Source organism: Caballeronia sp. RCC_10, from assembly GCF_041360715.1.
In the GTDB taxonomy this organism is placed as follows: Bacteria; Pseudomonadota; Gammaproteobacteria; order Burkholderiales; family Burkholderiaceae; genus Caballeronia; species Caballeronia grimmiae.
The window spans coordinates 1-10,514 of sequence record NZ_JBFUPT010000066.1; the positions used below are offsets into that span (position 1 = coordinate 1).

Genomic DNA, 10,514 nt, shown 5'->3' on the forward strand with positions numbered 1-10,514 from the left:
CACACTCGCTTCCGCAGCTCAACCTCATGGCTCTAAACATTAAATTCGCTGTTGCGCTTCAACCTTGAAACCGCCCATTATTACAGGTTTTAACGACCCCTTAGTACAGACGTGATGCTGCGTCGGCCCGCATGTACGTATTAGCGTTCCGGCTTACCGCGCTGAGCCCATTGCTTGCCGCGGCCCCGCGCTTCTGGGCGCAGTCAGCCCCCGCTCTTATTGCTGTCGGGAGCGCGCCTCCTGCAATGCGCTTGAGGTTGATCGACTCTTTCCGGGGCATTTTTGGGCATTGTTTGCTCTCGGGTCCAAGTGAAAATGCAACGAGCCATCGTATGCTGCACTGGTCTGGACGCACGCAAAGCGCGTACGGCGGCCAGGAGCCGATTGACGTCGAAAGCGATGGCGGCCCGATGTCATCTCACCGCGCCTCTGGATGCCGGCCATGTCGGGGCTCGACGTCGCCCGGCTATTAAGAAAAGCGCTCGATACAGCGAACGCAGTCATCGTCGGGGATGCGGCTCGTTCTCTGGACAGCCGGATCTCGAAGCGGCAAAAGAAGCTCGGTTCGCCGCATATTGCTTGAAGCCGACGGACCCGGACACGCTTGCGCCTCTGCTGCGCTACCTTCTCGACTAGCGCGACCAAGCCCCGCTCGTCTGCTCAATGTCGGTCTGAGTCGTTCGCTCAACGGGCACCCTGACGGAGGACTCCCACCGCTGGAACCCACATGCCTGGCATGCCGTGGTGGGGCGCTCGTCGGACTGCACTGTGAAGCCGCAGCTCCAGCACGAGAAGTAGCCGCGAGCGCCGATGGCATCGAGCAGGGACTCTTCCATATCGGGGCGCACCGCCAGCCCGGGACACTGCTGCGCCTTCCAGACGATGCTGATCGAACCGGAAGCCTCGAGGTAGACGCGCCGCAGTTGCCCGAGATGCGCGACGTTTGCGGCACGAAGCTCAGATTGCAGCATCTCGCGGGAAATCAGTCCACGCTTCAATTCGTCCAACAGTATCCGTCCGTCTGCAACAACGATCGAAACGTCGCCCTGCTCTAGCACCTCAAACTTTCGCCATCGCAACCCGGCCTGCGCGCTGAGCCGTTGAAGGGCCACCACGGTCGCCAACACGACGCCAGCCGGCAGAACACCTTGCGACGACACCTGAATCGGCAGACCAATCGCCGCACCCAGCATCAAGATCACCGCGAGCTCGATCGTGCTCAACTGGGCCGCCATGCGCTTGCCCATCATGCGCATCGCGACCAGTAGGAACAGGTACATCACGATTGCGCGCGGGATGATCTCAACGAGGAACGCCCACGGGCCATCACCGATCAACAACCGCTCCATGAAGCTCATCGACGTTCCACCTCCGTGACCGCGTAGGTCCAGTCGTGCGCGCCACAGTGGTTGCAGTCGTGCGCTTCGGCTTGCGTCGCCCTCACGGTGTTGCCGCAAGTGAGGCAAGCGCAGTAGCCGTCGACGCGGCTTTCTTTGCGCAACTCCTCATCTATTTCGGGGAGCACCGATAGTCCGGGTTTGGCTGGCCGCGCCGGGATGAATGAAAACGATCCCGATGGCTCCATATACAGCCGACTGATCTGACCGAGGTGCTGCCACCCCGCCAGGCGCATCGCCTCGTAGATCTTCTCGCGCGGCATTGCGGCGCGCTTCAGCTCGGCGGCTTCGAACCGCCCCTCGCGGACCAGTGGTGTAACGTCTGTCGCCACCATCGTCTCGACCTGCCGATGGTTGATTCCGGCCCTTGCAATAAGCCGTTGAAGGCCAATTGCAACCAAGGCAATCAGCAACGGCGGCAACATGCCTCGATTGGCGGCCTGGAGCGGAACGCCGATCGCCGCCGCAAGGGTCACAACGATGGAAATTTCAAAAAGGGTGTACTGTGCCGCGACGCGCCGACCAAGCAGCCGCATGGCAATGACGAGGAGGACGTAGGTCACGCCCGTCCTCATGAGCACCTCAAGCAGGAACGGCCATGAGGCGTTGCCGAAAAGAAAGCGATGCCAGTCAGCAAGACTGAACGGACGGGACTCCATTGCTGCACCGAAGCGAACCTGTCAACAAAAGCGCAAGCGCATTCGCTGTGCCAAGCTAAACGCCCATCGATGCGGCGCGCGTCGCTCAGGCCGCAGCGTCATGGCGGCGCTTCCACGACCACCAGGACTCAAAGTTTGCGAATGCCGGACAACGAGCAAGGCGACCTGGAAATAGCGATGTTTAAGCTGCAAGGAGCCGTCAGCGGGCGACGGTCTCAGCCGGGTCGCTCCGATCTGTCGGACCTGTCTGAGGCCGAGCGGTCGCAGACAGGACCGAAGGTTACCCACAGAATCTGTGGGTAAGGTTGTGCGCAGGCGCAGCCGCGGGACCTGGGTTGCGCGCGCGTATCGCCTCAACTGTAGCGCGCATGCTCGTTTGGCCTCGCTTGCATCACCAGCGATGCCGCTCTTTTTTTTGGACGCGCCCGCGGACGGCCGCAGCAGCCGTCTGGCCCCACCCAAGAGCACGCGCAGCAGTGCCGTCAGTGCGTTGTATTACCTGCTGCGACGCGCCCCATTCAACGATGGCTTTCACTGGCGGGCGGACGCTCGCGCCAATCTCTCGTTCTGGGCTGCTCAACAACGTGCGCTTCGCAGACGGTAGACACGGCGCTTTTGAACACCGTCTGAATCCCCGTCGGGGACTGAAGGGCAAGAACGTATTCGTCGAATGCCACCAGCTGGCCCGTGAGTTTGATGCCGTTGACCAGAAACACCCAAACGACCTTCTTTTCACGCGTTAGGGCGTTCAGGAAATCCGCTTGAATGTCGCCCCATTAATGGACATGGTCACCCTACCGCTCTTAAATCTACAAAACCCACCGTGCTTGGTGACGCCGCTCCGATGACGTGCCCTACTCCGCATCTTCGTCATAGTAGCGCGCGGCGGCTTCGAGCACGCGCCGTCGTTCCGCTCGCACATAGATCGACGTGGTTTGCAGCGACGCGTGACCGAGGATCGCCTGTTCGACGTCGGTCGGCATGTCTCGCGCGACCGCCCGTGTGCCGAACGTATGTCGAAAAGCATGCGCCGACGTGTTCGCCAACTGCACCACGTCGTCGGTGCTGAAGTCAGCCAGCGCGGCACTCTTCCTGGCGAGTCGTTGAACGGCCATCCGCACGAGCCGCCCGAACGCATCAACGGAATAGGGCCCTTCGTCTGTCTGGGCATCATGCCGCTCGCGCGCGGTGCGCGTGGCCGGGATCCACAGCGGCGCGATCAAGGGTCCGTTTGCATGCGGCGCATCAAAGTCGTGCGCCCGGTCTTGCCAATGTGCGCGCAGCGCCGCGACGGTCGCGCCACTGACCGGCACCGTGCGCTGCTTGCGGCGCTTGCCGATGACGGTCAGTGTCCAGACCGACGACGGGCCGCGGCCTGACTCGACCGACCCTGCCGACTCGACCGAGCGGGACGACGTTGGGGGCGACGGCGATCGGGGCGAGGGGCTGCGCGACGCGCGCCCGTCCCCGGCCACCTCGGCGAGGCGCAAGTCTTCGCGCCGGGCGAGCGCCGCTTCCGCGCGCCGCAATCCGGAGTCCCCCATCAGTATGGTGGCCGCGCGTGCCGCACGCCACTGCCGGCTTTCGTCGTCGGACTCCACGTTGTCCCCGCTTATGCCGTCGCAGCGGACATCGAGCGCCTCACGCACCCGCGTCCATAAGCTGGCGGGCAGCGCCCGGTGGACTTGCACCGACAGCTCCCGCGTGACCGTCGCGGGTTCATGCACCGCGCTCCACGGATTGCCCGCGAGATACCGCACCTCGACCAGCCACGCGAACGCCGCGCGCAGCACCCGCACTGCATACGCCTGACTGTCGGCCGACAGGCCTTCCGGCGCGAACGGCCGCCACCGGCCGCTGGTGCGCGGGCGCTTGGGTCCGGTGAACGATGCCAGCGGCGCGTTTAGAGAATCCTTGTACGCCTCGCAGTCCTCGACGGTCAGCGACGACAGTGCCTTCTTCCGAACCACCACGCTCCACAGGATCAGCCGCTCAAGGTCGCGCGTGTAGGCGCGCAAGGTCGTCGGCCGGTCGCGATAGCGGTGCAAATATGCGTGCACCGCCGCCAGATCGTGCTCCGCGCGAATGAACGCAAAACTCGCCGCGCGATTGAATCGGCCGCGCCGGATAACTCGGCCGGCACCGCCAGGTGCTCGAACGGCGCGAGCCGCGGTTCGCCTGGATCGCCGCCAATCACGATCACGCAATCGGCCCCCTTCCCTTCGCTCCCGCTTGCCGGGACCAACGACGCGGTGTCGACGTCGACGACCACCTTCACGCCGAGCGTGGCTTCGTGCCGCCGCAGCCACGCGACGATCGTGCGGGCGCGCAACGCGCCGATGCGGGGTACCGAGCGCCACCAGCTGCCGCCTCGCGCATTGCAGTAGTCGATTAGCGCGCCGAGGGTAGCGATGCCCTCTCCGGTCAGGCGCTCGGCGATCAGCGGCCGGAACCACAGGTGCACCGGATGCGCCGCCAGCGGCACCGCCGCGGCGAGCGTCGACGCCTGCTCGACCATGCGCAAGGTCATCGCGGTGAGTTTCGCGCTGCCGTGCTGTTTGATCGATGCCTTCAGGTGATCGGCGAGCACCGACGAGCCGTGCAGCAGCGCGAGCTGCACCAGGTCATCGCGCCTCGTGCGCAGATACCGCTCCATCGCGTCGGCGCTCGCCGCGTGCGGCGCGTGTTCAGGATCGTAATAAAGACGCGCGATGTGGCCGCAGGCAACCGTTGCACGAATGCGCGCAGCGCGGTGAAGTCGGTGCGCGTGTAGGTGCGCGGCGGGGGCAAGGTCAGTTGTTGTGGTTGGTTGGCCATCGTGATGCTGTTTTTGGTTCATGAACGGAAGCCCACGGCTCCCGCATGCAGCTCGTTTGGTGAGCCTTTTCGGGCAATGACGGTGAGCCGATACGGGTACGTCTGGTCTATCGCCGCATAGCCGTCGGTACTTCACTGCGCCCCTAGCGCACGGAACTGCAGCGGCCCCACGTCGGCCGACGGGCAACATCCGACGACATCCGTCTAATCACGGCATGGCATTCCGCTCAACTGACAGCGGCGCCAGCCTGTACTCGTCGCTCCGGTACGACAGACGACGACAAGGCGGCGCTCAACTGGCTCCTTGTCCGATGCGCATGCACATGTCAGGCCGGCATGATCAGCGTTGGATGGTAGCGCCACAGCTTGGGGTCGGCCGTCAGCAACGGCATCGCTTCGGTAAGCGCCTGGGCAACCATAATTCGGTCGAATGGGTCGGCGTGATCCGGGTACAGCGGCAATCCAGCGACTTCCTGCGCATGGTCGCCGCTGACGGGCAGTTCGGCGAACCCCGATAAGTGAAAAGCGGAACGCGCGTCGCGTGGATGCACCCGCAAATTGCCCTTCGCATACTTGATCGCGATTTCCCAAATCGCCGCAGCGCTCACGAACAGCGTCGTGTCCGGCCGCTCGATGAGTTCCGTCGCGCGCGCCGGGAGCTGCGTTGCGCCCTGCGCCGCCCAAAGAGCGATATGGGTGTCGAGGAGGATCTTCATGGCAACAGATCTCGCTCAGCGCTCGCATCAAAATCGGCGGCAATGGCGTCATCACCGGCGTTGAACGCCTCGATGCTGTCGGGCACCGCAAGGCCCGCGAGTAAGTGACGAGCCGCGCCAATGCGTTTGGGTGCCGAAAAGGGCACGAGCCGCGCCACCGGCGTACCGTTGCGGGCGATGATGACTTCGTTTTCACGGCCATTCTCTAAACACTCGACCAGGCCCGACAGCTTGGATTTGGCGTCGTGCATGTTGACAGTCAGCATCGCGACCTCTTCGCGGTTAGCTAGGACAGGTTAGCTAGTATGCGGACGCGATGGGAAATTTGCAAACACAGCGGTTTTTCTGCTCAAAGCCCATCTGGTGCAAGGCGCGATGCGCTTTCTCATCATCCTAGCCATTAAATCGATCACTGCTAATAACAACTATCAGACAAGCGTTTTCGATAGAAATTGACATTCCACCTCAACGAACGAGGAAACTCGATGGGGCGCACACCCCCGAGGGCCCGTATGAACCTCCCGTCGCTGCGGGAAGTTCTTCGCCGATTTTTCAGCCCCGTGTCATTTGCCGAAAGCGAATGCCCAATAAATAAGGACCTCTTCTAGACGCCGCTGTTCCGATAACTACCCTTAACGGATTGATTCTCCGCCGCAACTCGACGAACGCGACAGCCATCACCGGCTTCCACTTAATCATTCCTGTTCGGCGTCTCGTCGGTGTTCGGCGGCCGCACTGTCGTCCATCGACGAACGGTGATCGGCCTTTGTCGACGTTCGGCGGTTAGCCGCGGACCGGCCGCTGCATGTCGGTTTGCCGTCATTGGGACGCGGCGCAATCGAACGTCGGCCTCCGCAAATGTGAAAGCGTCTTCACGCATCAAAAGCGGCTCGTCAATCGTCCCGGCCTCGCGTCACCCTGGGAAGTACTGCGGTCGCTCGACGCATCAACCTTGCGCTCGCTGTGTGACGGTCTGCCAGCTCGCACCCTCCGCTTGAAGGACCCTTCAGATTCCGCCCTTTTTGCCGTTCACGTAAAGAAGAGGACCCAGAAGTTCGGATGCTTGCCGGGAGGACTTCAGTGCGAACGGCGATCAGAGTCACGATCGCGCTGTCCCGACTTTCCAATAGTACGTCGATCGCTCTATCGCGACCCAGACCATCGTTATCTCGAGAGTATGAAGGAAAAAGAAAGCCACTCGCCCAAAGGTGCGTCTGACAAAGCGCCTCGCAATCATCACTATGTTCCGAAACACTTTCTGAAAGCGTGGTCCGTAGATCCTGCACGGCAAAAGGTTCATCGATACAAGTGGATACCGGCGGCGGGCAAGGTGGAGTTCAAGCGCGGAAAACCAATCACAGCTTGCGCGTCGGCCAACGATCTCTACACCTTGTCGAACTCGACGGAGACACACGAGTTCGAGAGCTCCGTGATGACCGACCTCTTGGACACACCGGGCAGCAAGATCCTGCGAAAAATCCGCCACGAAGGGATCCGCCAATTAAGTGCTACGGAGCGAACCCTCTTTGCCCAATATGTGGTCTCGCTTGAGGCGCGGAACCCCGTAGTAATGGAAAAGATGCACCTATCCGGTGAAACGATAGACAGAATGGCGACCGCGCTCGCACTCAAACATCAGGACGTGCAGGGAGACATTGGATCAGTCGCGGCTCTAATGAAGGGATTGCGAAGTACAGGGACGCTCGCCGCCGGCGCCTACGTGCGTTTCGGCGGTATGGACCACGCTCGCGCATTGTCAAGCCGGCAGTGGGTCGAACTGCAGACCGATCCGTCTAGGCCATTCTTTACTTCGAATTACCCGGTAGGACGTTGTGCTTGGTTTGACCGTGAAGACTTTTTTGCTTGCCTCGCTGTTTCTCCCACGCTGGCATTATTCTTTGTCCCACAAACTCAGGCCTGGCATTCGGCGTTATGCCGTCAAGGCGGCAGACTGGCAGCCCGTATGCTCAGCTTACTTACGCTACGAGGCGCGTCAGAGGCATACACACGTGATTCTGTCTGTGCAGCGTTCATAGTCGACGAGCTGTCATGGCGCAAGAGGAGAACGGTTGAGCCCGGTCAGGAAAAAGACTATCTTGTGTCGGCAATGAAACGATACGATAGAGCGGATAGCGGCGAATTTTTCGCCCGTTGGTGATCACCCTCGCCGAGAGACGTCTACTGTTCCAGACGGCGCTTGGTCAAACACCGGGCGGTGGCTGACGCGGGCGCTTCGGCCTTCGGATATTAAGGTAGTCTTTTTAATCGTCAGCCAGGCGGATTAGCGACCTTAGCGGCGTCGCGCGGCACAATCACGGGCGCCGCTTCACAAAACTCGCACTCGCGACCCACTGCTGCAGTCACTGGGTCACGAAGCTAAGGGCAGATAATCCGGGATCGACGGACTTCCAGCCTGGCAGTCACGAGAAACGCCGAAAGGCATGTCGCGTAGAGACGTGCGGTGAGGTCGACTGTGACGACTGCGAAGTCCAGCGATAGCGTCATCTAGCCAAATGTCGGCGCGCGACGTATAAAGGATTACTTCTACCAAACGCGCGAGTTGGGCCGCATGTCACGAGACAACTTCTCTAAACCCGTCGTTACCGCGCTCCGAATGCGCGCCGGCTTCATTTGTTCGAATCCTGTGTGTAGAGCCAATACCGTCGCTGCCGCCGAGTCAGACGATGACAGCGTCGTGTGCCTCGGGAAGGCTGCTCACATCGCCGCAGCCGCGGCCGGCGGACCGCGGTTCGACGCACAAATGCTTCCTTCGGAGCGGGCGTCTATATCGAACGCGATCTATCTTTGCGCCGCGTGCGCCGATCTCATCGACAAAAACGGCGGAGCTGACTACTCGTCGGAACTGCTGCAAGAATGGAAAGGTCAACACGAAACCTGGGTCAGGTCGAACCTCAATAAGCGATCTCAGGGTATCGGTGGTGAGGGCGGCAGCGGGATCATCGTAGGCAACAGAGGGACCATTATTGGTGGCAAGGGTGGCGACGCACGCGTGTCTGGCTTTGGCGGCAACGGGGGCAGCGCGCTGAGTTTCCACCCTGCCCTCCATCAATCACGAGTCCATCGCCAAGATCGAAAAAGAAGGTGTGGCCGTCCTCAGCAGCGGAACGCTCGTAGCGACGCTGCGCTTCCTTCCAGGAGAGAAGCGCGCCTTGATACTCGAACAGCACTTCGCCCGCAGTGATGGGCGTTAGCGCGAATACGCCCCGGCCGTGAACCGGCGATGAACGAACCACAGTGCGACGCTTAGACATTTAATAGGTGAAAGTGAACACAATTTGTCGCGATGGAGCGCGCTAGCTTGCATAATCGGTCAAGGTTCGCCGCGACACGCCTATGCCCCGTCGAATCACCGCTCTAACGCACGCAAGCTGCCTCGCGGCACGCTGGCCCGTTACCGGGAACGGATCGTAGAGGTGTTGGGCGAGGCCCGCGGGCAACGCGTCATGATCGGGTCCGTCCATTCGGACGGTGCCGAGCGCCTCACGGCAGTAAAACTCATCAATCTGCTGCCGCTGGATAGCCAGCTTTTCTGAGGCGCGGGCGAGTTTCTGCCCGCGCGGTCTAACGCGCCTGTCTCACGCGCCGTTGATCGCGTCTTTGAACGCTTTGCCGGCCGTGAACTTCACCGTTTTCGCAGCGGCGATCTGAAGCGTCTCGCCGGTCTTCGGATTGCGACCAGTGCGCGCCGCGCGTTCGCCGCTGCCGAAGGTGCCAAAGCCGATCAATTGAACCGCACTGCCACCGGCCACTTCCTTCGAGATCGTGTCGAGCACGGCGTTGATTGTTTCCTCTGCCGCGCTCTTGCTGGTACCCGCCTGTGAGGCGACCGCGTCAATCAATTCCTGCTTGTTCATCCGTCGTTCCTCACTCAAGATCAACATCCATCTTACCGAACCGCGAGCCAGCGCGGCGCTGAACCGAAATATCGCTGCATGTATCTGGTGAATGACGGGCGGTGTTGACCTGCTAATGAAGTGCCGTCGGCGTAATGATGAACGGCTATCACCGTACCTCCGCGGCGGCTCGCCCCTTGACGAGGTGCAGTCGGCTGCGCACGCCCCAGACCTCGTACGCGAGCGTCCGCCCGCCCCAACTCAACGGCCTAGAAGACCTCTCGCTGCCGCCCTTAATCAGTCGCGAGCACGCTCCGCGTTGAGGAGGTCGTCGAACAGGATGCCCCGCCATCGAACGAGGAACACCCTACCGCTGATGATCTAAGCACTGACAAATTCGTCAGCCTGCTCCTAGGCGACGGCGGGACGGCAGATCGGCAGCGATCCCCACTTGTCCTGTACATGGTCCTTCACGCACTGTTCGACAGCCGACAACCTGGCAAGTTGAACTGGGAGCAACTCGTAGCAACTTCGGAGGTCGTGTATTCGCGTCATCCAATACGCTGCGCCAACTGGCAACTCGATTCCTGTTGACGCTCGTACCGCAGATACCACCTGCTCCAAATGCGCCAGTTCGACATCCGCGTGCCGCGACGCTCTCTTGCGAATCTTAGCGGTACTGCATATCCGTCCGGGTCCGGTGGACCGGTTTTGCGACGATTGACTTCATGTTTGCCTTCCCTGATGCGTTCAAATCAGCGTATCCAGTGCTCAGAGAAGTCAAGGACAGCGTCGCATCAGGAGAAGATTCGTATGTAGCGGGACCAGCGTCAGCAGGAAGTGAACGGCGCCCAATGGGGGAAATGCGGCCGAGGTCCAGCCGACAACCATCAGGCATCGTCGAGGCCCGACATCGGTGTAAGTCAAACTTGTGGACTGATCTCACCTGCACGGAGCTATCGTTGAAACTGGTGTACGCGGCGTAGGGAAGAGGCGGAAGAAGGCGGTGGCGATTGAAGGAGAATGTTGCTTCTCACGGTAACACTTCCACAATCGAACTCCACCACCATG

At 61.2% G+C, this 10,514-nt stretch carries 11 protein-coding genes; 2 read left to right on the forward strand and 9 right to left on the reverse strand.

Features of this window, described 5'->3' with window-relative positions; all coding sequences use genetic code 11:
• Window positions 1-442: 442 nt before the first annotated feature.
• Entirely contained in the window at window positions 443-583 is a 141-nt protein-coding gene (locus AB6804_RS30910) for a hypothetical protein (RefSeq protein WP_370889690.1), read from the forward strand.
• A 49-nt stretch (window positions 584-632) separates the two neighbouring features.
• Here the strand turns inward: AB6804_RS30910 and AB6804_RS30915 are convergent, their stop codons facing one another.
• From AB6804_RS30915 to AB6804_RS30945, 7 genes are all read right to left on the reverse strand, one after another.
• A complete protein-coding gene (locus AB6804_RS30915; protein WP_370889691.1) occupies window positions 633-1,358 on the reverse strand; it encodes a DUF421 domain-containing protein in 726 nt (241 codons plus the stop codon).
• A complete protein-coding gene (locus AB6804_RS30920; RefSeq protein WP_370889692.1) occupies window positions 1,355-2,056 on the reverse strand; it encodes a DUF421 domain-containing protein in 702 nt (233 codons plus the stop codon). Before AB6804_RS30920 ends, AB6804_RS30915 begins: the two co-directional genes overlap by 4 nt.
• A gap of 518 nt (window positions 2,057-2,574) precedes the next feature.
• Entirely contained in the window at window positions 2,575-2,823 is a 249-nt protein-coding gene (locus tag AB6804_RS30925) for an RNA chaperone Hfq (protein WP_370889700.1), read from the reverse strand.
• A gap of 87 nt (window positions 2,824-2,910) precedes the next feature.
• Window positions 2,911-4,074 (reverse strand): tyrosine-type recombinase/integrase, encoded by a 1,164-nt coding sequence (locus AB6804_RS30930; RefSeq protein WP_370889693.1) that lies wholly within the window; start codon window positions 4,072-4,074, stop codon window positions 2,911-2,913.
• Window positions 4,041-4,895, reverse strand: a complete 855-nt coding sequence (locus AB6804_RS30935; RefSeq protein ID WP_370889694.1) for a phage integrase family protein — start codon at window positions 4,893-4,895, stop codon at window positions 4,041-4,043. The genes AB6804_RS30930 and AB6804_RS30935 overlap by 34 nt, the downstream gene beginning before the upstream one ends.
• Window positions 4,896-5,199: 304 nt before the next feature.
• Window positions 5,200-5,589 carry a type II toxin-antitoxin system VapC family toxin gene (locus AB6804_RS30940; RefSeq protein WP_370889695.1) on the reverse strand — a complete coding sequence of 130 codons (390 nt, stop codon included), beginning with the start codon at window positions 5,587-5,589 and terminating at the stop codon, window positions 5,200-5,202.
• A complete protein-coding gene (locus tag AB6804_RS30945; protein WP_370889696.1) occupies window positions 5,586-5,855 on the reverse strand; it encodes a type II toxin-antitoxin system Phd/YefM family antitoxin in 270 nt (89 codons plus the stop codon). The genes AB6804_RS30940 and AB6804_RS30945 overlap by 4 nt, the downstream gene beginning before the upstream one ends.
• A gap of 911 nt (window positions 5,856-6,766) precedes the next feature.
• Between AB6804_RS30945 and AB6804_RS30950 the strand changes: the two genes are divergently transcribed.
• Window positions 6,767-7,747, forward strand: coding sequence for a DUF4238 domain-containing protein (locus tag AB6804_RS30950; RefSeq protein ID WP_370889697.1), 981 nt, complete (start codon window positions 6,767-6,769; stop codon window positions 7,745-7,747).
• A gap of 823 nt (window positions 7,748-8,570) precedes the next feature.
• Here AB6804_RS30950 and AB6804_RS30955 read toward each other — a convergent pair.
• The gene (locus tag AB6804_RS30955; RefSeq protein WP_370889698.1) at window positions 8,571-8,861 is read right to left on the reverse strand and encodes an SET domain-containing protein; all 291 of its coding nucleotides are present in this window, start codon (window positions 8,859-8,861) and stop codon (window positions 8,571-8,573) included.
• Between the two features lie 324 nt (window positions 8,862-9,185).
• A complete protein-coding gene (locus AB6804_RS30960; RefSeq protein WP_370889699.1) occupies window positions 9,186-9,491 on the reverse strand; it encodes an HU family DNA-binding protein in 306 nt (101 codons plus the stop codon).
• Window positions 9,492-10,514 lie beyond the last annotated feature (1,023 nt).

Bases quoted from the DNA above. Each gene is read 5' to 3' on its own strand.
- AB6804_RS30910 (WP_370889690.1), top strand. From the start codon at position 443: ATGTCGGGGCTCGACGTCGCCCGGCTATTAAGAAAAGCGCTCGATACA.
- AB6804_RS30915 (WP_370889691.1), bottom strand. From the start codon at position 1,358: ATGAGCTTCATGGAGCGGTTGTTGATCGGTGATGGCCCGTGGGCGTTC.
- AB6804_RS30920 (WP_370889692.1), bottom strand. From the start codon at position 2,056: ATGGAGTCCCGTCCGTTCAGTCTTGCTGACTGGCATCGCTTTCTTTTC.
- AB6804_RS30935 (WP_370889694.1), bottom strand. From the start codon at position 4,895: ATGAACCAAAAACAGCATCACGATGGCCAACCAACCACAACAACTGAC.
- AB6804_RS30940 (WP_370889695.1), bottom strand. From the start codon at position 5,589: ATGAAGATCCTCCTCGACACCCATATCGCTCTTTGGGCGGCGCAGGGC.
- AB6804_RS30945 (WP_370889696.1), bottom strand. From the start codon at position 5,855: ATGCTGACTGTCAACATGCACGACGCCAAATCCAAGCTGTCGGGCCTG.
- AB6804_RS30950 (WP_370889697.1), top strand. From the start codon at position 6,767: ATGAAGGAAAAAGAAAGCCACTCGCCCAAAGGTGCGTCTGACAAAGCG.
- AB6804_RS30955 (WP_370889698.1), bottom strand. From the start codon at position 8,861: ATGTCTAAGCGTCGCACTGTGGTTCGTTCATCGCCGGTTCACGGCCGG.
- AB6804_RS30960 (WP_370889699.1), bottom strand. From the start codon at position 9,491: ATGTTGATCTTGAGTGAGGAACGACGGATGAACAAGCAGGAATTGATT.